Annotated in this window: 20 protein-coding genes; 3 read left to right on the top strand and 17 right to left on the bottom strand. The window is 50.4% G+C overall.

Features of this window, described 5'->3' with window-relative positions:
- Positions 1-37: 37 nt before the first annotated feature.
- The 7 genes from glpC to BGK46_RS07905 form a co-directional block, all read right to left on the bottom strand.
- The gene (gene glpC, locus BGK46_RS07935; protein ID WP_069588278.1) at positions 38-1,294 is read right to left on the bottom strand and encodes an anaerobic glycerol-3-phosphate dehydrogenase subunit GlpC; all 1,257 of its coding nucleotides are present in this window, start codon (positions 1,292-1,294) and stop codon (positions 38-40) included.
- Positions 1,284-2,597, bottom strand: a complete 1,314-nt coding sequence (glpB, locus tag BGK46_RS07930; RefSeq protein WP_069588276.1) for a glycerol-3-phosphate dehydrogenase subunit GlpB — start codon at positions 2,595-2,597, stop codon at positions 1,284-1,286. Before glpB ends, glpC begins: the two co-directional genes overlap by 11 nt.
- On the bottom strand, positions 2,594-4,288 hold the full coding sequence (gene glpA / locus BGK46_RS07925) for an anaerobic glycerol-3-phosphate dehydrogenase subunit A (protein WP_069588274.1): 1,695 nt from the start codon (positions 4,286-4,288) through the stop codon (positions 2,594-2,596). The genes glpB and glpA overlap by 4 nt, the downstream gene beginning before the upstream one ends.
- Before the next feature lie 291 nt (positions 4,289-4,579).
- Positions 4,580-5,263 carry a YoaK family protein gene (locus tag BGK46_RS07920; RefSeq protein ID WP_069588272.1) on the bottom strand — a complete coding sequence of 228 codons (684 nt, stop codon included), beginning with the start codon at positions 5,261-5,263 and terminating at the stop codon, positions 4,580-4,582.
- Between the two features lie 8 nt (positions 5,264-5,271).
- Complete coding sequence (locus BGK46_RS07915) at positions 5,272-6,039, bottom strand: glucosaminidase domain-containing protein (protein WP_139130756.1); 768 nt, start codon at positions 6,037-6,039, stop codon at positions 5,272-5,274.
- A gap of 100 nt (positions 6,040-6,139) precedes the next feature.
- Positions 6,140-7,426 carry an ATP-binding protein gene (locus tag BGK46_RS07910; protein ID WP_069588270.1) on the bottom strand — a complete coding sequence of 429 codons (1,287 nt, stop codon included), beginning with the start codon at positions 7,424-7,426 and terminating at the stop codon, positions 6,140-6,142.
- Positions 7,427-7,467: 41 nt separating this feature from the next.
- Positions 7,468-8,172: a response regulator gene (locus BGK46_RS07905; protein WP_069588268.1), complete on the bottom strand. Its 705-nt coding sequence runs from the start codon at positions 8,170-8,172 to the stop codon at positions 7,468-7,470.
- A 175-nt stretch (positions 8,173-8,347) separates the two neighbouring features.
- Here BGK46_RS07905 and BGK46_RS07900 point away from each other — a divergent pair, with 175 nt between their 5' ends.
- Both BGK46_RS07900 and BGK46_RS07895 read left to right on the top strand, forming a co-directional pair.
- On the top strand, positions 8,348-9,127 hold the full coding sequence (locus BGK46_RS07900; RefSeq protein WP_371440467.1) for a MipA/OmpV family protein: 780 nt from the start codon (positions 8,348-8,350) through the stop codon (positions 9,125-9,127).
- Between the two features lie 250 nt (positions 9,128-9,377).
- On the top strand, positions 9,378-10,547 hold the full coding sequence (locus tag BGK46_RS07895) for an MFS transporter (protein WP_069588264.1): 1,170 nt from the start codon (positions 9,378-9,380) through the stop codon (positions 10,545-10,547).
- Between the two features lie 87 nt (positions 10,548-10,634).
- Here BGK46_RS07895 and BGK46_RS07890 read toward each other — a convergent pair whose 3' ends face one another.
- A complete protein-coding gene (locus BGK46_RS07890) occupies positions 10,635-12,017 on the bottom strand; it encodes an MFS transporter (protein WP_069588262.1) in 1,383 nt (460 codons plus the stop codon).
- A gap of 93 nt (positions 12,018-12,110) precedes the next feature.
- Between BGK46_RS07890 and BGK46_RS07885 the strand changes: the two genes are divergently transcribed.
- The gene (locus BGK46_RS07885; protein WP_069588260.1) at positions 12,111-12,941 is read left to right on the top strand and encodes an AraC family transcriptional regulator; all 831 of its coding nucleotides are present in this window, start codon (positions 12,111-12,113) and stop codon (positions 12,939-12,941) included.
- Here the strand turns inward: BGK46_RS07885 and BGK46_RS17740 are convergent.
- From BGK46_RS17740 to BGK46_RS07845, 9 genes are all read right to left on the bottom strand, one after another.
- Positions 12,913-13,317 (bottom strand): hypothetical protein, encoded by a 405-nt coding sequence (locus BGK46_RS17740; RefSeq protein ID WP_139130755.1) that lies wholly within the window; start codon positions 13,315-13,317, stop codon positions 12,913-12,915. The two genes, BGK46_RS07885 and BGK46_RS17740, sit on opposite strands and share 29 nt — an antisense overlap.
- A gap of 55 nt (positions 13,318-13,372) precedes the next feature.
- Complete coding sequence (locus BGK46_RS17735; protein WP_084781332.1) at positions 13,373-13,726, bottom strand: 4Fe-4S cluster-binding domain-containing protein; 354 nt, start codon at positions 13,724-13,726, stop codon at positions 13,373-13,375.
- Complete coding sequence (locus BGK46_RS07875; protein WP_069588258.1) at positions 13,713-15,272, bottom strand: YjjI family glycine radical enzyme; 1,560 nt, start codon at positions 15,270-15,272, stop codon at positions 13,713-13,715. Before BGK46_RS07875 ends, BGK46_RS17735 begins: the two co-directional genes overlap by 14 nt.
- Before the next feature lie 97 nt (positions 15,273-15,369).
- Complete coding sequence (locus BGK46_RS07870; RefSeq protein ID WP_069588256.1) at positions 15,370-16,254, bottom strand: sterol desaturase family protein; 885 nt, start codon at positions 16,252-16,254, stop codon at positions 15,370-15,372.
- Positions 16,255-16,428: 174 nt separating this feature from the next.
- Positions 16,429-17,091, bottom strand: a complete 663-nt coding sequence (locus BGK46_RS07865; RefSeq protein WP_069588254.1) for an epoxyqueuosine reductase QueH — start codon at positions 17,089-17,091, stop codon at positions 16,429-16,431.
- Positions 17,092-17,193: 102 nt separating this feature from the next.
- The gene (locus tag BGK46_RS07860; protein ID WP_046075232.1) at positions 17,194-17,466 is read right to left on the bottom strand and encodes a hypothetical protein; all 273 of its coding nucleotides are present in this window, start codon (positions 17,464-17,466) and stop codon (positions 17,194-17,196) included.
- A 255-nt stretch (positions 17,467-17,721) separates the two neighbouring features.
- Positions 17,722-19,158: an esterase-like activity of phytase family protein gene (locus tag BGK46_RS07855; protein ID WP_084781331.1), complete on the bottom strand. Its 1,437-nt coding sequence runs from the start codon at positions 19,156-19,158 to the stop codon at positions 17,722-17,724.
- A gap of 62 nt (positions 19,159-19,220) precedes the next feature.
- Positions 19,221-20,096 (bottom strand): hypothetical protein, encoded by an 876-nt coding sequence (locus tag BGK46_RS07850; RefSeq protein WP_069588252.1) that lies wholly within the window; start codon positions 20,094-20,096, stop codon positions 19,221-19,223.
- Between the two features lie 349 nt (positions 20,097-20,445).
- Complete coding sequence (locus tag BGK46_RS07845) at positions 20,446-20,907, bottom strand: GNAT family N-acetyltransferase (RefSeq protein WP_069588250.1); 462 nt, start codon at positions 20,905-20,907, stop codon at positions 20,446-20,448.
- Positions 20,908-21,053: the final 146 nt, after the last annotated feature.

The following is a 21,053-nucleotide window of genomic DNA, read 5'->3' as shown; positions in this document are numbered from 1 at the left end:
TTGGGTGGCGTTTTTTCTTTTAACCAAATATCAAGAATCAAGACGCCGATGGTTCTCCAACGGCCATCGCCAGCACACTCACCGGATGCAAGGCGTCCAGCGACGTGTTTTCTTCAATTTGCCATTTACAGGTTTCACAGTCGGTGATCGCAAAGTCCGCCTGCGCGGCTTCAATCTGAGCAAACAAGCCACTACCGATGGCAATCGAGGTTTGATAGTTCTCGGTTTTAAACCCATAGGTACCTGCCAAGCCACAACACTCGCTATCGAGCACAATCACCTCTAAGCCTGGGATCATACGCAACAGCTCAATGGTAAACATCGCATTACCACTGCGCTCCAAGTGACAAGGGGTATGGTAAACCACCCGCTTATTAATTGGGTTGAGCTTGGGCATCTCGCCATTCATGGCCGCTTTGAGTAAAAAGCGGGTCACAAAGCTGATTTGCCCTGCCACGTGGGCGTTATCCACTCCCAGTACGTGGGGGTACTCTTCTTTTAACGTCAGCGCACACGATGAGGAGGTGGCTATTACAGGGCGATACTCGGCAACCGCATCGGCAATCATCGCGGTATTAGCGGTCGCGTTACGGCGCGCTTTATCGTAAAAGCCATTGGCAATTAAAGGCACGCCACAACATTTATGTTTCTCGAGCAATTGCACGCCGTACCCCATCGCATTCATCACTTTCACCAAGTCTTTACCAAGCTGCGGATTGTTGAAATTCACATAACAGCCATGAAAGTAACTGACTTGTTTAGGATAATCCGCTTGCGCCGCCGCTTGGCTTTTCATCCAACGCCGAAAGGTGCCAAACGAATACTTGGGTAGAGATTTATGTTTATCCACCCCAATCGTGGCATGCATCACCGCTTTCACCGGTTTCAGATCCGTCATCACATTCACCAACGGTGCCACTGGATTGGCAAGCGTGCCAAACAAGTCGGTATGGCTCAGCACGTAATCACGCATCAGCTTGGGATTGATATTCTTCTTGCCGTGTTTACCGCGCGCCACCGCAATGATATCGCCAATTTTCACCCCGGAAGGACAGGCGGTCTCACAGCGTTTGCAGTTGGTGCATAGCTTGAGCAGGTCATCATAATACTCAGGGTTTTTGATCCGCAGACGCTCACCATCCGGGCCACACTCTTTGGGACCAGGATACGCAGGGTTCGCTTTTGATACCGGGCAATACACAGTACAGACCGTGCATTTAATGCATTGATCAAAACTGGTGGGTTGCGGCGCATGGTCGCTATAATCACGCTGTTTCAGCCATTCAGTTAGCATGGGACGCCTCCTTAGCGTTCGCCATCACAGCGAGCGCACGTTGCGCGGCGGCGTAGCCAGTTGCGATCGCGACGCCACCGCCACAGCCCTCATAGACGGGATCGTAACCACTAAGTACCGCACCACACACAAACAGGTTTTGGCAGCGCTTGCCGCGTGCGGTGGGCCGCAGTTGGTTGTCGGTGTTGATGCCAAAGGCCATAAAGGGGTGGCTTTGCTGACTGAAAAAGTCGTCGTTGCGCCACTCGCTGCGATCAGGGCTTTGCACCATGTCTAATCCCAACGTCGGTTCGCTCACCTGAGTGCGGTCGGCATTGAGACCGCGACTAAAATAGCTGCCCGTGGCCAAGATCACGGCCTCTGCGGTTAACGGAATATCTTCAAGTTGACGCGTATGCAAAGCGGTAAGGCGACCGTTGTCGTCAAACTCACCGCCAGTCACTTGATCGCCGCGTAGCAATACCCCACCCGCGCTAGCGAAAGCCCGCTGTAACGCACGCTCAATGCGGATCCCCAGCAGCGAAGGCGGCATGGTCGGCACTTCGTGAAAGCAGCGATCGGTGCGCTGTTTCAGCGCATCCATACCTCGCTCACCCGCCACATCGGCAATAATGGCGGGTAAGATCACCAGCTCATCTGGGCCGGACTGCATGATTAGTTGCTCGCACAGACTGTCAAAGGCATCAGGCTCAGCCAATAAACGAGAAAGATCCACTGAGCGCAGCTCATTGCGGTTACGGCGTAATCGCTCAGCTCCCGGAATCGACAGCGTAATGGTGCGACTTGGGCAGGATGCAAAATCACGCTGGGCGGTAATGGTGTCCTTCGCTAACGTCGGTTGCGCATCGCGATAGCCTTCAATGGCCACAAAACACAGACCAGAGAAACGACGCGGGCCGCGATGCTGATACACATGCCCTTGCGATAGCCACGTCGGGCGCACGGTGCCCAATGGCGTAATACGGCCGTGGTTGGCATTATCTTCTTGATGATACAGACACACCTTTTGCGCACTCAGTTGGTGTTGGAACCAAGCGAGTGACTGGGTGATTTCCTCTAAACTGACTTTGGCATAGGGATGCTCAGGGTGCTGGCGCACCAGTTTCGGAATCGCTTCAAAAGGCTGACTGACCGGCTCACCATTGGGAAAATGGCCCAATACATCAATGGAGCCTGACGAGAAATGTAGCGCGCTTTGTCCGGCGCTAATCATTACGGTTTTCTTGCCCGCTTCCAGTGACCGCAATGCGGCAGTAAACCCGGCAATGCCGCCACCAATCACTGCGATATCGTAGTGGATCATTGTGATACCTCCTGATCAGCCGCTGACGTCGGTGCAGCACGCTTTATCTCAGCGCTACTGCGCGGTGCCTTCGGCGGCGTTGGCACCTCACCGGCGCCAAACAATCCTTGATAAATCCAATAGCTAAATTCGGCTTCGCGTAGCGCATCGCCCCAAAAAATCGGTTTCACGCCTTTCCAGCGCTCTTCGAGAAAGTCCACCAGCAGCCCTGCACTGGCTTGGCCATCTATCCCTGCCAGTTCACTGAATAAGCTAGCGGCACGATAGCTGCACAGCTCGCCCTGACAAGGCCCCATACCCAGACGAGTGCGCCGACGCAGATCGGTGAGATTTTTCACATCCAGCGATTGAATCGCATAGTTCACCTCGCCCTTGGTCACCATTTCGCATTCGCAAATCACCGCTTGGCTGTCGTCACTTTCATCTAAAAAATGGCTAACGCGCTCACCGTGGCGGTAATAGGCGGATTGGTAGACAGGTTTCACCAAGCTGGCACTGGCTTTACGGATCCCTTTAGAAGGCTCAGAGCCCGGAAGCGGGCGAATCGCAGTTTGGCAACGGTTGCGGTTACCCAACTTTTCAGCCACCAAGTCTGTGGCTTGCTCGGCCATCAAACGATAGGTCATGAGCTTGCCACCAGTGATAGTGATCAAGCCTTCCAGCCCATCGCGTGCTTGGTGATCGAGTAACACAATGCCGCGACTGATATTACGGCCACTGCCGTCGTCATCTACCGAGACCAAAGGCCGCACGCCCGCATAGGCGCGCAACACGCGGGTATTGGCCATGATGGGGGCGAGCTTCGCCCCTTCACGCATCAGCACATCCACTTCTTGTGGCGTCACCGCGAGCTTATCAATCTGATCGTACTCGATGTGCTCAGAGGTGGTGCCGATTAAGGAAATGGTGTCACCGGGCACCAATATATCGGCGTCTGCCGGTTTCCGGCAGCGGTTGATCACACGGTTATTAATCCGATAATCGAGGATCAGCAATGAGCCCTTGGCGGGGAACATCTTGATATTCAGATCGGCATACTCGCAGATTGTCTGCCCCCAAATCCCTGCGGCATTGATCACTTGCTTCGCCATAATGGCAAAACGCTCGCCGGTGAGGGTATGCAAACACTGGACGCCTTGCACCGTCGCCCCTTGACGAATTAATCCCGTCACTCGGGTATGGTTAAACACCTTGGCGCCGTGCTCTTTGCCGTCCAACACATTCGCGGCACACAAACGAAACGGATCGATAATGCCATCCGGCACCTGTACCGCGCCAATCATCGCTGGATTCGCGTTGGGTTCGAACGCTAACGCTTCACGTGGTGTCAGTTTTCGGGTCGGAATACCGGCTTTATCGCAACTGGCAATAAAGGTGTCTTGGTACGCTAAATCATCTTCCGGCAAGGTGATAAAAAGTCCGCTGGTGTCTTCCACGCAGTGGCGAGCAACGGATTTAAGGATGGTGTTTTCTTGAATGCATTCACGGGCCGATTCGGTATCTGTGACCGCGTAACGAGCCCCAGAATGCAGCAGTCCATGATTGCGCCCCGATGTGCCTGCCGCAATATCGTCACGTTCGAGCAAAATGCATGAGATGCCACGCAGTGCGCAATCTCGCATGATGCCGGTGCCGGTTGCACCCCCACCGATGATGACCACATCCGTTTCAATATACTGGCTATTTGGCATGGGGCCTCCTTGTTACTGTATCGTAACGGGAGTGTGGCATTTTCCGTGTCACAAAGACGGCGAGATCATCACACAATGCGCGAATTCGAAACACAAACTCACACTTGTTTGATTTAAGACAAACTTTTAGCCGCCAAAAGACGCGCGAATGGTGACACGGGAAGCCACCGCTACAAGGGAAAGGCCCGACGTTCGCACCGAAGACTCGGTCAAGTTGGCTAACTCGATGCGATGCACAACAAATACATTAAGAAAATGCGCGAAAACGCGCATTGTTAATGTTTTGTATAGTTACTTGCTACTGGTGCCAGCCACTAAACGCTGACGTGTCATGTACCCGCGGTAACACAGTGCCACTACAAAACATAACCCTGCGGGAAACAGCAGGGCAGCAAAATGGAAGTGCGCAAAAAGCGCCGCACCCACTACCCCACCGACGATAAAGCCAGACGCGATCAGTAAAAAGAGCATCAGCTTGCGCTTATCGACTGGATTGCCGCGTAGCTTGCCTCCAAGCATTAATCCTAAATCGGTAAAGATGCCGGTTAAATGGGTTGAGCGCACGATCGCGCCGCTGTAGGTGGTCGCCATCGCATTCTGCAAGCCGCATGCTGCCGAGGCTGCTAACTGACCGATGACAAAACCGCGAGAAAGAAAATAAAACGCCACCACAATTAGCCCAGCTTCGACAAACAGTGCCGAGTCATAATGGCGGCCCAATTTAAGCGTGCTACCATGCAATAAGCATCCGGAAATCGCGGCACCGAGGAAAAAAGCCAACAATAAGCCACCCAGTTGGATAACTTGTGTCCATTGGCCTGCAAACAACCCCGAGCCAAATTGCGTCGCGGTGCCTGACACGTGCGACACGGCTTGATGTTCAAAGCCCAACAAACCGATCGCATTGATGGTACCGGCGATCAGCGCTAACACAAACGCCCCGGCTTCAACCCACCGAGGCAAACGGGTAATCATTGGCTTTCCTAGTCGTTATTGGATGAGGATGATGGCTGGTCGAGCATGTCCAGTTGGTTGTGGCGGATCATCGCTTGTAACTCGTCCACATAGGCCTGACCACGCTCTGAATAGCGTACCAGCCCATTGGCGAGTGCTGCGCCTGACAGTGGTTTATTCTGCTCACGCAGGTTGGCGCGGATCTCGCGTAGCCCTTGGTACGCGGCATGAGTATTTAAGTTATTGATGTAGCTTTGTACCGAGGCTTGCGGGCTATCAAACGCTGCAACTTCATGCACTTTCCCTTCCGCTCGTTGATTAGGGACCAGTCCACATCCTTTACTAAAGCACCACTGGCCGAAGTAGTTATTCCCTTCCCGTGCAAACCGCGACGTGCCCCACGCACTCTCGTTCGCCGCCTGCGCTAAGACCAACGACGGAGGAATAATATCCACCCGTTGAATCAATGCCATCCAGTCTGCTTCTTGGTCGACGTTAAAGTCTTTAAGCTCATACTGTTCGGCGAGCGCTTGGACGCGTTTTATTTCTCGGCTACTTAGCTCACTTTTACGCGCATGCCATGCCATTAATGCGGTGCGATCCGCCAGTACTTGGCTATTGATGGCATTAACCACAGGGGTGAAGTAATCAAAAAACGCCTGCTTTCGCTCTGCCCCCGCGGCAAAAGATTGGAAATCAGGAACAAGGGGAGCTTGGGGGCGCTGACATGAGATCAAAATGGTGACGGTCACAGCAAGAATCGCCATGCCGATAAAGACGAACGTACGATGTTTCATAATGCCCCTAATGTTGTCGATGTGGGCGGTATTATACGCAAAATACCCGTTGGCGACGAATGCCGCCCTCTCAACTTAACATTGGCTGAGTCACATTATATTAACAAGGTAAGATGACCCGAAAGCATGCGCCGCCTAAATCACTATGGTCGATTTCAACATTGCCACCGTGGCGGGTGACAATTTGTTTGACGATCGCAAGTCCCAAACCATAGCCGGAACGCTTTTTATCGCGGGAACGATCCGCACTGTAAAAGGCATCAAAGATAAACGGCCAATGTAATGGGTCAACTCCCTCACCATCATCGTGGACCGCAATCACCAGCTGCGTGTCTTCACAGTATACACGCACAGCTATTTGACTTACCGCATACTTCTCTGCATTGCCAATTAGGTTTGTGATGACGCGTTTAAGCAGATGAGGATCGGCCTCAATGCAAGGCAAGTCTTGCGGTGCATCCAAGCTCACGGATTTGGTGCTTAGTGTCTGCCAACGCGGCCATTGTTCATTCATCCACACAGACATATCTAACGTTTGTGGTGTGAAGAGCGTATTAGGATGATCAACACGGGCCAAGTACAACAGCTCATCAACGAGCGACGCCATTTCGTCGGTATCCTCAATAATACTGGCAACTTTTTGGCTCTGCTTGGTATCCAGCGGGCTCTCGCTAAGTAACTCTGCTTGCCACTGAATACGAAACACGGGAGTACGCAATTCATGTGCAACCGCGTTGGTCAGTGCGCGACTGCTACTCACAAGATTGGCAATGCGGTCTGCCATATGATTAAAGGTACGATTCAGCGACCCGACACGTTGGTGGCTGCGTGTTGATGCGCGGGCATTTAAGTCTCCCCCAGCAAATTGTAAAGCCGTTTTCTCTAACGCGCGAACACGCCGGCTTAAAAACCACACCATAAAAAAGCTGTAAATGGCAAAGCCAACAAAAAGAAAAACGATCAGCAAGTTATCTTCAAATGCTATCGCACGGTGTAGAGGGGATTCCGGATCCTCTCTCAAGGTATAAAACATTTTCATATCAGCAAGGTGGAACCACAACTTGTCATCATCGTCGTAGTAGACATCAAATTGTCGGTCTATACGGTCGAAATAGTTCTTTACCGCGACAGGCAGGTGCTCAACCGGATGAGTATCTAGCGCGTATTCAACTTTATGAGTGTATGCCTTCAGTGCATCCAGCGCCGCTTCCGTGCCAGAGGTTGCCTCTATAATATCGAGCATATCAACGAGTCCATCCGCTCGTCGCTCTGAAAGAATTGCATCATGATCATCGGTAATTTCATACACCAAGACGACATACGTCACCAAGCTGGCAAAAAAAATGATGACCAAGCCAAAGAAGAACTCTAAATAAATGCGGCGCATGCCCTACCTCAATCCAACGACCCATTGCACTTGGATAAGCACTACCAAGTATCAGGCACAAATAAATAGCCTTTACCCCGTACCGTAATAATTCGGCGTGGGCTAGCAGAATCATCCATCAGTTTTTTGCGCAGCGTGACGATTTTGTTATCTACGGTTCGATCAATCCCATCATATTCAATCCCGCGCAGTGCTTGGGTAAGCGTGTCTCGAGATTGTACCGAATCGGGATGCGAGGCCAATTGCCAGAGAAGATCAAACTCACTTTCCGTTAAGGTGATATTTTGCTCATCTAGCTTGCATTGCCGGCGCGCTTGATTAAGCACAAGGCCACCATATTGTAGTAGCCCTGACGGCATAGACGGCATGACCGTCTCTGATTGGCGACGCAACAGCATACGCACACGCGCCATAAGCACGCGGGGTTTAATCGGTTTACTGACAAAGTCATCGGCACCAATTTCCAGCGCAGCCACATGATCAAAATCGTCATCACTGGCAGTTAACATCAAAATTCTACCGTGGTAACCATTGCGGATCTGTCGACAAATTGTCAGCCCATCGTCGCCGGGCAGCATGAGATCCAGCAATACCAAATCGGGTTGCGCTGCCAATATTTTCTCTGCCGCGCCTGTGCCTTCTGCCAATGCTGTTACGGTGTAATCTTGCGCTTCGAAGTATTCCGTTAACATTGCGCGCATTTTGAGGTCATCCTCGACCACAAACAGGTGCAGTTTCTCTTCCATTTCGATTCGTCACATCATCACTAAAAGGTAACAAGTATACCAATTGCCCAATCGATTCAACTGATTCCTGCTCTGACAGATGTCAGACAATTCCTGACTAACTGAGGATACTTTCTGGTCGCCACGGCGCTTACATTACTGCCAACCCCAGTGGTGAACATCATTAAAGGAAGTAATCATGAAAAGACTAGCAATTATTATCGCAGCGATCGCTTCAAGCGCAGCCTATGCTGGCGATACCTATATTCGTAACGGCAACATTTACTCACACGAAGGCCAAGCAGTTGCCAGCGTTGGCGTAGGTACCGGTAGCGATCTCTATAAAGATCAAGACAAAAATACGTATCCGCAATTTAACCTCGGTTACAACGGCGAAAACTTTAACGCAGACCTTGCCAATGGCCTTAACTACCGCTTCTTGGGTAACAATGACGATACTGTAAACCTCAATGCCTATATAGGTCATTTCACGCCTGGTTACAAAAGCAAAGACGCAGGCATTCTTAAAGGCATGAAAGATCGTGAGATGGCCATTGATGGCGGTATCAATATGGACATCAACACAGGCAAAGGTGGCGTATTGTCTACCTATGTAGGTCATGACATCACCGGTGAATACGATGGCTTCAATGCAGGCATGAAGTACATGCACCTCACCCACTTCGGCAATGTTGACTTTGTACCTTATGCCGGAGTTGATTGGTTGAGCAAAGACCACGTTGACCACTATTTTGGTGTGAAAGACAGCGAAGCCACGGCACAACGCGCCGCCTATAAAGGTGATGACGCCTTTGCTTACAATGTTGGCTACAAACTTGTCGTGCCGATGGGTGAAAACTGGGATATTAGCCAAACCACACAATACACTCGTTTAGGCAGCGACATTGCTGATTCGCCAATCGTCGATAGCGCGAACCAGTGGGCAGCTCAAGCGATGGTTAGCTATCACTTCTAAGTAACAAGTCGGCCACTGGTTTATCTAGTGGTCGGCTCCTCTCACCTTACTGCGTAATACTTTGTTTATATTGTCAAAAATAGTTTCCTCTCCATCACAATTTATTTCAATGGGTTATGATTGAAGCCTTCAGTCACATTTTGTTACATTCCTATCGCATACACCATTGCTCGCTTTTGTCCCCTCGCTATCCGCACGCTAAATGGCGACACATTCGCGACTTTTCTCAGACTCACGCGCTAGGATGCCCATGAAAAACATTTTATTTTTACCCATTGCCATGTTTGCGTTCGGTATGGATGCCTATGTCGTGGCGGGCATTATTCCGGACATTTCGACCAGCTTTCAGATCACAGAAGCACAAACCGCACAGATGGTGACGGCCTTTACCTTGTGCTATGCCCTTTCTGCGCCAATCTTGGCGACATTGTTGGCGGGCTTTCCAACCAAAAAGGCGCTCGTGCTATCGATGCTGGTGTTTATCTTCGCTAACCTTGTCACGATATTCAGCACGCACTTAACCATGTTGCTGGCAAGTCGTGCACTAGCCGGAATAGGCGCCGGTATTTTCTCACCTTTAGCGGCGGCGAGTGCCGCCTCTTTGGTGCCTGCAGAAAAGAAAGGTCGCGCACTAGGGCTGTTACTGGGTGGCATGAGTGCAGGTACTGTCATCGGCGTACCTGCCGGCCTTGCTCTCGCCACTTGGCTGGGTTGGCAAGGCGTCTTCACCGTTGTAGTCGGTATCGCGTTTATTGGGCTGATTGGCGTGTTGCTTGGGGTGCCCCATATCTGTGTCGCACCACCGCCATCACTGAAAGCGCGTGTCGCATTGCTCGCCAATCGCTCGGTGTCTGCCACCATTGCTGTCACCTTCCTGACTGCTGTCGCTAGCTTGGGGCTCTACGCTTATCTCGCACCTATAATTACGGGCATCACACAACAAACCAACCTCACGCCCTATTTATGGGTTTGGGGGCTAGGCGGCATGATCGGCAGCTTCACCATCGGACACGTGATCGATTGGGTAAAACGTCCAAGAGCCATCCTGCTCGGGATACTAACGCTCATGTCCGTGGCCATCTTGAGCATTCCGAGTAGCTTGCCGCTGTCCTCAATCATTGCCTTTGTCCCATTCTTCTTGTGGGGGGCGGCCGGTTGGTCGTCGCTCGCGCCACAACAACACACGCTGATTAGCCTCCAACCGGAGCACAGCGCTGCGGTGGTTGCACTGAATAGTTCGTCAAACTATCTTGGTGGTGCAGTGGGTACCCTTTTGGGTGGGCTGTGGCTCGGCCACGGCCTTTCGGTGACTCAGCTTGTCTATGCCGCCACGGCAGTTGGTGGCGTAGCAATCGCTATTCAAATCGGGATTCTACGCCAAAGTATTCACGCCGTAGCGACAAGGTGTCCGGATGCCTAATCCATCTTGCCTGATAACCTTTAACACCAGCCCACCCCCCACAAACCATGAAAGGTGGCGGTAGACTCACGCTGCCGACTAAGACACTCAACGCATAGCGTCGTCACCCTGGGCCAATTGTAATATTGGCCCTATCGCGCCAAGTAAGATCACGGCGAGCGTAGACAGTGTCCATACGGCTTGATAGTCATCTGGCGCCCATTGATATATCAGCATAATAATCATCGGCCCTATCGTCGCACCCGCCAGTGTTCCAAGGCGCGATAGCACACTCGCATCGGGGGCCATAGATTGCGGCGTGTCGTTGAATGTGTGTGACATGGCCAGCAAGGTCAATAGACCGAGTCCCGCGCCTCGGGTAAGCATTGTTATCGCTAGTGCGATGCGGCTATCACCAACAAAAACCAACGCCAGTGATGCTGCCATCCCGATAAAAAGCGCGATAGCAGCAATGCGGCTGACCGAGTAGCGCGCGCACCACCTTGCTAAATAACGGCGCGACATTAGCGTCCCCAGACCATGCATACCGAGCATGAAACCGGTTTGCATATTAGTGAGTTGCCAGCTTTCATGACATACCAATGGAATAGCAAGCAACCCTGCATAAAAGGCCAAACTCGCGAGAAAAAGTAGCGATAGGCTTGCCCGACATGAGGGAATACCTAAAGGGGCTAAACGTATCAGTGCATTGTCGCCTAAAGAGGCAAAATGACGTTTCGCCCACCCCCATGCAAAGAGACTGCACACTGTTGCCAATACGGGTATGCTCCACTGCTGCGCGTCTCCTTTTGACGAAACATCGTCTAAACACACCGCAAGATAAAGCACGGAACCTATCCCTACACTAACCAATAGCACGCCCAACACATCTAACCGCGTTTCCTCGTCAGCATGCTCACGAGGAAGCACAAAAAACGACAGAACAAGCGCCACGCCGCCTATCGGCACATTGATCCAAAATAACCAAGACCAGTCACCCACGCTCAGTAAGTAACCAGCAAGTACCGGTCCCAACATGGGGGCTATAACAGCGGACATCGCGACAATGGTCATGGCTTGCTTTAGCTGTTCTCGACCTACTGCCTTGACCAGTAGCGTTTGCATTCCCACCATTAAAATACCCGCACCGACTCCCTGTAGTGCCCGAGCCACCAGTATGATGTCTAGGCTGGCTGCGTTTGCACATAGCGCTGAACTCGCCGTAAAGAGTAGAAGGCCGGCGAGCCAAAGCTGGGTGGCGCCAACTTTGCGCGTGAGCCAAGCGCACAACGCCACCGTCATCACTGCAAACAGTGAATAGCCAATAATCACCCATTTAATGCTGGTGACGTCGCTATGAAGACCTTGTTGCATCGCGGGAACAGCAAGATTAATCGCTGTCGTATCAATCAGTGGTAGCAATGCACCAAATATTACAGTTGCTATCACCCACTTTTGGTGGGAGTGAAACGGTTGTTGAATTGTCGTCATCACATACTCCTTGCTTATCAAGGGGATCTTCTTTACTTCGATCCCGACAAGGCGTATTTGTAAGCTATTACCGCATGATGGAATATCGACAATATGGCGTACTATGTAGAAAAGCCGTCAAACTCAGCTATTGAGGCACCTTCATCCGACAGATCTGTTTCAGTCGCGATTAAGCGCTCGACAGATAGCACCCATACGCCTTTTCATCATCACCCCTATGCTCAGCTAGCATTCACGGATAGCGGTATCGTGAAAGTCGTAACCACCCACCACACTTATGTCGTGCCCGCCCAACATGCAGTCTGGATAGCTCCCGGGACTCCACATGCAGCTTATCTGCTTAAAGGCGCGCAGATTTATAACGTGGCAATACATCCAAGCTACTCAATCAAACATGCTGATCGTGACTGTCATTGTCTACGTGTTAGTGACCTAGCCAAAGCCATCGTGAAAACCTTGATCCATGAACCACAAGGACCACAGCCCTCACCGCGCGAACAGGCTTTATGGTCTTTGTTAATTGACGAAGTAAAAAGCGCCGCCCCCCTGCCATTAGGATTGCCAATGCCCAAGGAAAAGCGGCTTAAACATTTGTGCGAATTATTTATTGCCCAGCCTAACCAATCGCTCACCCTTAGCGCGCTTTGTCGACAGGTTGGTGCCAGTGAAAGCACCATGACACGCTTATTTAAGCGCGAATTGACCATGACCTTTAACCAATGGCGAAATCAGGCATTGCTCACTTTCGCAGCCGCCCTGTTCGCACAAGATTATGACTTTGGTTACATTGCTCAAGAGCTAGGTTATGGGTCACAGAGTGCATTCACCGCAATGGTGACTAAACTCGTGGGTATCCCGCCGTCTGTCTTTTTCTCAGCCAGTGCTGAATCGGCGTTCACACCGAGAGCGAACTTTGTTCGATAGGCAGTAACTCAGGTGGTGGCATGGTCACGGATTGCAGTCCTGCCGTTTGCAAGGCGATTTTTATGGTATCGAGATGCGCTTGTGTTGCCTCTGGCCAATTACTGGCATCGCCTTTCACGCCTGCGCGGTGAAAGCCATTTAAACGCACGGAAAACACATTTCCCTGCGCCAACTGCATTTGCTGCAAATCATATAAATAGGCACAAAGTGGCGACAGATTAGCTTGCCAGTCGGTATACCCGGGGATCAGTAACAGCCGCACTTCGTGCAATTTTCCCTGCTTCGCCAGCCAACTTAGGCTATCACGCAAACGGCGGGACGAATGCCCGGTCAGGGCCCGGTGCGCGTCATTTCCCCATGCTTTCATATCCACCATGGCACCGTCCATATAGGGTGACAACGCCTGCCAACGCTGGCATGGCACGCCGCCGTTAGTGTCGATCAAGCATGTAAGGTGGCGCTAATTCAGAGTGCTGTTTGACCGCGCGAAAAAGCGCGCGGACAAAGCGCCATTGCAGACTGGCCTCACCGCCACTGACGGTAATTCCACGAATAAAGTGCCGTTGTTGATAAATCGCCGTCACTGCCTCGGCCAAAGACATATCGAATGCGCTTGTACTGTCACGCTCAATAGTTTCAGGGTTGTGACACCCCGGGCAACGAAATTGGCAACCTTGCAGAAAAAATACCATCCGATTACCGGGACCATCGACACAGGAATAGGGCAACACACTTGCAACCCGAGCCACTGAACCCGATGTTTTCTCCTGCTTAGGATGACTCATGAGTGTCCGTCCAACGCGCGCCAGCGAGAAATTCCGCACTCACGACTCTCGGCTGCCGCGCTGTCACTGTCGTCATCTCAGAAGCTTCTGCGCCCAATACCGTGGTATTGGTCCGAGAGCCCGATTGTTTGAACTGGGCAATCTCGGACTTTTTCACCATATAGCCGGTGATACGCACGAGATCATTCCCATCCGTATTCGCCGTGAATTCGCGCAGCCCGGATTGCAGCGCCCCTAAACATAAATCGGTTAATGCATCGGGATTGCCTTTAATGGTGTCATCCAATGTCAGGATCTCGCTCACACCCGCTTCAAAGTAAGGGTGTAACGGCGCAAGCGCCTGCAAATGGGTGACAGGATCCGGTTCATAGCCGTAACGAATACGCACCCCCGGAGTGGTCCCTTGGTCAATGGATAAGCCACCTTGCGCATGCAGCAACGCTCGCCCACGCCAGCCATGCTTCACTGGAGTCTCTGCTACAAACGTACTTAATGCTTTGGTGATATCGTGTGCCATCTCATTCGCCGCTGCATCGTGGCCATATTCGCCACATAGGCCCTGGCGTGCCATCAGGGTATTGACCGCTTCAGCCATCGCATACACGCCAAACATGGGTACAAATTTTTTCTCATCAATCAAGCCTTCCTGCACTAGAAAGCTATTAAAAAAGTGTGATTCTTGATGCAGGAAGTGACTGCGTGCATCGATCAGCTCCACCATCAATGCGCCGTAATGCGGCAAGGTGTGCGAGAGCAATGTCGAGAGATCATTTGCTTCTTCTGCGACTTTTTTTAAGTTAAGGCGTACCAAGGTGTTCGCGCCGCCTCCAATCGGTAGCGCGTTGTAGCAACTCACAATCCCCACATTGGGCGAGTGAGCCTCTGCGTCACCAAATGTGGCTTGGTGCACCGGCCAGTTAGCAATATGTGGCTTGCTACAGGCAATGATGTTATCTGTCGCCTGCCGAACTAGGGGGCGCGGGGTACGAGACGGGTCCACCATCAAGGTCAGGTTTGGGGCGACTTGTTGCAGTTCTGCGTCGATGCGCAAAATCATGCGACAAACACGATTATCATCTGGGCCAATGTTGGCATGCATAAATGCGTCTGGCAGTGTTCTGTCAAGCTGGATCCAGAACCGCTTCAGCGCTTGATACAAATGTTCATCACTCACATCATCGCAATATGGCAGCAAGAGTTGATCGAGGTAGCCCAAAAACACCGGGATATTGGTCACCGAAGGCACATGATGGTAAAGCACCATGAGCTTCATCAGCGCGTCCTCTAGATCGGTTGCCGGCGTTAACGCCAAATACTCCGACCCACGTTTTAAAAAGCGGGCATAATCGGGCAACACATAACGCGGCTTAAAGGGAGCGTGACCCTCAAACATATCGCCGATCACACCCTGCTCCATCGCAGCCACGAGCGCTCGGCTGCAAGGTACGTAGGGTAAAGCCGCATCGGCTTGCGCAGCGAGCGCTAACGTTTTCTGCGAAGGGGTTAAGTGCGGATGGGTAACAATGGCATGCATAGCGTCGGTCATGCGGGGCTCCTGACAAGCTGAGTTCTAAAAATAACCCCATGAGAATAAAGGGTTATTTTCTTAGAATATGTTAGCTTGTCCACACGATGGAAAACCGCTACCTCTCACGTGATGCTTCCACGTCTGTCGTGTGACCTTGTGCTTGTTCTGGTGGTGCAAACAAGCACTGCCATCGTTGCCGAAAACTCAGACCGGGCTGCGTGGCGTCTCGCCACATTTGTTGCCATTCTGCAAAAGTTACCACCAGAGGGTTGAAACTATTCACTGGCTTGGGGATCCCATAGCGCACCGGCTCAGACTCCGGCTCGAAGGTGCCAAATAACTTGTCCCAAATAATTAAAATGCCCGCGTAGTTTTTGTCGATGTACTGAGGATTCACGCCATGGTGAACGCGATGATGAGACGGGGTATTAAAAATCCACTCCACAGGCCCCAGTGTCTTTATCCATTGAGTGTGAACAAAAAACTGTAACCCTAAATTCAGCAGTACAACAAACACCACCCATTGCGGCGGAAATCCGATCACCACCAGCGGCAGCCAAAACAGCCACATCCCTGCCAGCGGGTACATTAAGCTTTGGCGAAACGCGGTGCTAAAGTTCATCCGCTCAGAGCTATGATGCACCACATGCGCCGCCCACATCCAGCGCACACGATGGCTAGCGCGGTGAAACCAGTAATAACAAAAATCCTGCGCGACCATCAGTAATAAAAACAGGCTTACCGACATCTCAATATCAAACAGCCGCCAGCCAAACCACCACAAATACACCTTGGCAATCAGCAGCCCGGTCAGTAAATCTGCAGCTTGATGCAGCCCCGCCAAGGTAAAATTGCAAAGCACTTCTGGCACGTAATAACGGGCATTATCGCCCAGTTTTCCGTGGCGCAGCGCCACCCAGTACTCCCCCAGCATGCATAAGAAAAACACGGGAGCGAGCACAAGCAGTAGCCATTCGGGATGGGAAATCAGTTCGGTCACGGGGCCTTTATCGCATAGTACAATCTATTAACATGTTAGGGGGTTCTACCTAACCTGTAAGGAAAAGTATCACCAAGCTGTTAATTTGCGCACATATTGCAATACGGTGGATGTTCTTCATCAATGATGAAAAGCGCCCAAACGGCGCTTTTCGCTATTGTTAGCAGTTTAGTTTTAATCGTCGCCGTAGTATTGCACGCCGAGCTTAATTCGCTCGCGTCCTTGCGCTAGGCGATGTTTATTCGTATCCCGCAGCGAATAAATACACCCACAGTATTCCTGCTGGTAAAAACGCTCGCGCTTGCTGATTTCTATCATGCGCTGGCTACCGCCTTGTTTGCGCCAGTTGTAATCCCAGTATTGGACATCTGGATAGGGAGCCGCTGCGCGATGGCCACAATCATTAATCTGCTGCATGTTCTTCCAGCGCGAGATACCCAGTGAACTACTGATAAACCGGAAACCATGTTCGGCGGCATATAGCGCTGTACGCTCGAACCGCATATCAAAGCACATGGTACATCGTATTCCGCGCTCGGGCTCAAACTCCATCCCCTTTGCTCTGGCGTACCAGTTATCGGTGTCGTAATCCATATCGATAAACGGCACGTCATGATCTTCTGCAAAGCGAATATTCTCCTGCTTGCGAATTTCGTATTCTTTAGCTGGATGTATGTTGGGATTATAAAAAAAGATGCTGTAACGGATCCCACTCGCTTCAATGGCTTCCATCACCTCTCCCGAACAAGGGGCACAACAAGAGTGAAGTAGTAACTGGTCGTTGTCGCGATCAAAATCAGGCGGCAAAGGCAACGGCATTCGTGCAAATTCAGACATGACAGTTCCGTGTTCATAATGCTCAAACAAAAACGCGAATATTCATATATTTGCGTATTAAGGTGAATTCTAGCACGCCACCGCCCAATTTTTCAGGCAAGGTTATTCCCCCAATGGGTTTTTACGGTTTTTATGATCAATACGTACCTCTCTGGCCTGCATGTGATGCTCACCAGTGACCTCAACGTTCATGCCAGGTTCAAGCTCATCAAGCATGTCAGGGTCAGCCATAATCTTATAAATATCATTGCCCGTCTCAACCATCATGTGGTCTTCTGCGATGTCCGTTACTTGCCCATTTACAACGCTGGGTTGCGCATCGGCCAACACACCAAAGCTAGAGAAAAAACCTAAAAGGCAGAGTAATATTTTCATGGACGTTCCTCTTTGTATTCGCAATCCGCAGAAAACAAAGTAAAGAACAAGGGGGAAATAGTTGCCAGTGAAATGCTCGTTTAGTACCTCACCAATAAAAGTGGCTAAATAGATCTTTTCTTACTCATCACCACCCTAAATCGCTACGAACATCCCACTGTTCTAGGAGTGACTTATACCATCAATCTTACAGGCTCAGTTGGATTCGGTCGGATGGACGTCGCCCGGCTTTCGGGCGACAAAAACATATGAGTGTCACTCAGTGCGGAGGTCTACATCGACGATATATAATCTATTGCCATCCACAGTGTTGGTATCTAGCATTTTCTGTTCCAATTTGCCGCTCGTGGCCCAGGTGGCAAAGTCGTCGTCATTCAATACACCGAGATGACGATCATCAATCACCCATAGCCCTTCCATCTTATCGTGCGGATACCCTACTTTGGCAACCATATCTACGACTAGGGATTTGCTGACAGGCGTGATCCCAGCTTCGGCTAAAGCACTCCAACCCTGTTCGAGAACAACCTCCTCAAGTGTCTTTCCCGATAATGTAAGACCAAGTTCCATATCCTGTTTAACATCACCGCTACTTGTGAGAGTTTCAAGGTTGGTTCCGGGGGTAAGATCAATGCGATAGATATGCTTTTGTGCATCTGGATCGGCAGCTTGTTCACCGTTAGGGCCACCGTAGAGAAAGCTTCCATCACGTTCGATCACCAGAAATTGTGTGTCGCTCAGCGCAACAATTTCGGAGTTCGAGTTTTGTGGTTTCTCCTGACGGTAGAGGTACTGCCCGATGTTACCGGACTCAAGATTAACGGTCACGATGCGAGTAATGTCTAGATCCTTCACCGCGCTATCGGGATGGTACATCGTTGATTGCATAATCCCTACAAGGGTTTTCTCATCCGGCGTAATAGCCAGCCCCTCCATGCCTCTATTGGCGCGCCGATTGCCGAATTCAGCAGGCAAGGTCAAATCAACCCGCTCATCGTTGGCAAACGCATTTATTCGGCCGATTTCCCTGCCTTCAGCATCAAAATGGACAATATGTGGACCATACTCATCGCTGACCCAGAAAGTACCGTCCGATAGAGCTACTAGCCCCTCTCCATCTAGACCATAATCATCAAGCAAAAACGGATTAGTCATTTCATCATAAGGCTGGCTGTCATTTTTAAGAATCGGTCGGCCATCTGCGTGGTACGGCGTTTCACCGGTTCCGCCCAAGTCAGAGCTATTGGGCAGCCCAGTGATCAGGGACCCATCAGGACGTTTGAGTAGAATCGTATCGACTTGCTCAATCCGACCGTTCGACTTTACCTCAAATAATCCAATACGTGGGGTATAGTCCGGTGTTGGGAATATTTTTCCTTTACCGAGGCTGCCTTTAAATTTAGCATTAGGACCTCGATCAGTGAGAGCATAAAAGCGGTTTACATCCGAAGGATGTGCTGTCATTGCCGAACCGAAGCCACCATTACGAATCTCAAAAGCCTGCTGAGACTTAGCGTCAATGAGATCAGTCCTCAACACATTGTAAGGTAGAAACACCCCCTCCTTCGGGTAACTGTCAAACACGGTTGCGCTGTTTTTTCTTGTATCATTGTTGCTGTAGTTACAACCAGCGAGCACGAAAGATGCTATGAGAGGCACCAAGAACAGTTTATATTTATTTATCAACTTCATTGTCTATTTCCTTTTTACCTCATAAAGATCACAGCACAGCATCCTATCCCTTAAGCTATGCCTCACTGGCAAAATGCCGAGTCAAAACCATATACGAAAGCCGTCTTACTCTGAGAATCTGGAGAAACCCATGGGGACAAGGATTTGAGCACATCAAAGGACTTGATCGCTCGGTTAACCACCTTCCGAGTGTAATCAGCAGATCCATCCTTGTAACGGAATGACAGCTCGGCCACTAACGGTGATTGGAAATCCAATGGCTCTTCCTGATACCAGAGCGTTACACTGATCTCGGCATCATGCTGACCTAAATCGATTTCCATTCCTCGATAAACATGCTCATGAATCACTAGGTTACTCACCAGCGAAAGGACTTCCTCATCAGGCAGCCCATAGTGACTCTCAAAACCAGGAAAATGATGATTTACATCTTTTATTTTGTTGATTTTTCTTGAGTTGGGGGCTTTGGTAGAGTGACTGTATACAACTTTAACAGGCTCAGTTGCAGTAGACCCTATATCAGATTCCAGCTTGGTTTCGGCACCAGAGGTAGAAGACAACACGTCCTCAAAACCTGCAATGTAGCGGTCCCGACTGCGGAACTTGAGAGTAACGTCCGAGAAACCGTTTTCTATACGCTCGCGAAGAGAATAGCCTGATTTACGGAGCTGACAGGCGCCCTGGACGTCAAAAAAGCGCACGCTGCGCTGCTTGGCTAAGTAGGCACTACCAGAAACATCACGCGAAATTGCCGACTCGATTTGCGTCTCTGCCATTGCCAACAATCTCTCGACAGATAAAGCTTCGCTCCGGTAGATAAATTGATTGGCATCCAGCATCACCTTATATTCTCGAGATGTGACATTAGGATTAGCCTTCACCATTGTATTCATCAATATCGCACTTATTAGAACCATGAAGCAGCGACAGGCCGTCATAACTTACTCCTTGAGATGTAACTAGGCCAACAGCCTAGTAGAATCAAAAAGATAGTGCCTCAACATGACAAGTACTATAACGTCGTATGACGATGCCATGATCAATTCATGACACCACTGAATCATGTAACTAATTGAATCAATTGACATCGCTATAGTCGCGGCGACCCACACACTGCAGACAATAGCGAATAGTAACCTCAGCTACATCTGACACTCCGAGACCTTTTCTATGGAAAGCAAAGCGGAAAAACAAGGTCGTGAAAGAAAATAAATCTTGTAAATAGAATAACTTATAGGACTAACGCTCTGCTTGCGTCAAACAACCAGACGCTCGCGTCACACACCGCTAGTCCCCTACTTTTATCTCGTAAGTGGTAAAGCATTCACCCAGCATATGTGTTTTAAATACTCGTAGAGCACGTTGCGTTAAAAATGTGGATTCTCGACGGGTGTGCAGCAAATGAAGATAAACGACTTGATGACCAAGTTGTTCAGCGCGCGAGAGTAGAAACTTAAATACATACCGCCCAAGTCCCCAGTGCGAGGTATCCAACACGATCGCCAATTCAAAACCACATTCAGCACGCTGAATACCACACCATCCTACGAGGCAGTTGTTGACACTCACCGCCCTAACCAAACATCCGTCTTGAGTATCAATGTGTCTCTTCTCTCTCACCCATGTTTTGATGCTCTGTGCATCAAAAGGGGCATGTTCGATAAGATGCTGCCGAATGCTGGATTTATTGAAGATAGGGATAAAGTCGTTTGGCGTGATGGCATCGAGTGGTAAGTAATTAATCATCATCACACTCCAGTATGGGGCAACTGTAGGGGGCGCGACGTCAAGAGTCGCCAGACTAAGCTTACAGTATCAAACAGAAGAGGCTGGATCAGAACAAGGTGCGGAATGTGTTGATGGGATCTGTCTTTACACGATCATCGAGTAGGGTG

This window comes from Salinivibrio sp. SS2, assembly GCF_001722075.1.
In the GTDB taxonomy this organism is placed as follows: domain Bacteria; phylum Pseudomonadota; class Gammaproteobacteria; order Enterobacterales; family Vibrionaceae; genus Salinivibrio; species Salinivibrio proteolyticus.
Note: the sequence above shows the minus strand (reverse complement) of the source record. Positions and strands in the feature narration are given on the sequence as shown.

What these genes read in the sequence shown, in the direction of transcription:
- glpC (WP_069588278.1), bottom strand. Translation starts at nt 1,294, where the DNA reads ATGCTAACTGAATGGCTGAAACAGCGTGATTATAGCGACCATGCGCCG.
- glpB (WP_069588276.1), bottom strand. Translation starts at nt 2,597, where the DNA reads ATGATCCACTACGATATCGCAGTGATTGGTGGCGGCATTGCCGGGTTT.
- glpA (WP_069588274.1), bottom strand. Translation starts at nt 4,288, where the DNA reads ATGCCAAATAGCCAGTATATTGAAACGGATGTGGTCATCATCGGTGGG.
- BGK46_RS07920 (WP_069588272.1), bottom strand. Translation starts at nt 5,263, where the DNA reads ATGATTACCCGTTTGCCTCGGTGGGTTGAAGCCGGGGCGTTTGTGTTA.
- BGK46_RS07915 (WP_139130756.1), bottom strand. Translation starts at nt 6,039, where the DNA reads ATGAAACATCGTACGTTCGTCTTTATCGGCATGGCGATTCTTGCTGTG.
- BGK46_RS07910 (WP_069588270.1), bottom strand. Translation starts at nt 7,426, where the DNA reads ATGCGCCGCATTTATTTAGAGTTCTTCTTTGGCTTGGTCATCATTTTT.
- BGK46_RS07905 (WP_069588268.1), bottom strand. Translation starts at nt 8,172, where the DNA reads ATGGAAGAGAAACTGCACCTGTTTGTGGTCGAGGATGACCTCAAAATG.
- BGK46_RS07895 (WP_069588264.1), top strand. Translation starts at nt 9,378, where the DNA reads ATGAAAAACATTTTATTTTTACCCATTGCCATGTTTGCGTTCGGTATG.
- BGK46_RS07890 (WP_069588262.1), bottom strand. Translation starts at nt 12,017, where the DNA reads ATGACGACAATTCAACAACCGTTTCACTCCCACCAAAAGTGGGTGATA.
- BGK46_RS07885 (WP_069588260.1), top strand. Translation starts at nt 12,111, where the DNA reads ATGGCGTACTATGTAGAAAAGCCGTCAAACTCAGCTATTGAGGCACCT.
- BGK46_RS17740 (WP_139130755.1), bottom strand. Translation starts at nt 13,317, where the DNA reads ATGGTGGATATGAAAGCATGGGGAAATGACGCGCACCGGGCCCTGACC.
- BGK46_RS17735 (WP_084781332.1), bottom strand. Translation starts at nt 13,726, where the DNA reads ATGAGTCATCCTAAGCAGGAGAAAACATCGGGTTCAGTGGCTCGGGTT.
- BGK46_RS07875 (WP_069588258.1), bottom strand. Translation starts at nt 15,272, where the DNA reads ATGACCGACGCTATGCATGCCATTGTTACCCATCCGCACTTAACCCCT.
- BGK46_RS07865 (WP_069588254.1), bottom strand. Translation starts at nt 17,091, where the DNA reads ATGTCTGAATTTGCACGAATGCCGTTGCCTTTGCCGCCTGATTTTGAT.
- BGK46_RS07860 (WP_046075232.1), bottom strand. Translation starts at nt 17,466, where the DNA reads ATGAAAATATTACTCTGCCTTTTAGGTTTTTTCTCTAGCTTTGGTGTG.
- BGK46_RS07855 (WP_084781331.1), bottom strand. Translation starts at nt 19,158, where the DNA reads ATGAAGTTGATAAATAAATATAAACTGTTCTTGGTGCCTCTCATAGCA.
- BGK46_RS07850 (WP_069588252.1), bottom strand. Translation starts at nt 20,096, where the DNA reads ATGACGGCCTGTCGCTGCTTCATGGTTCTAATAAGTGCGATATTGATG.
- BGK46_RS07845 (WP_069588250.1), bottom strand. Translation starts at nt 20,907, where the DNA reads ATGATGATTAATTACTTACCACTCGATGCCATCACGCCAAACGACTTT.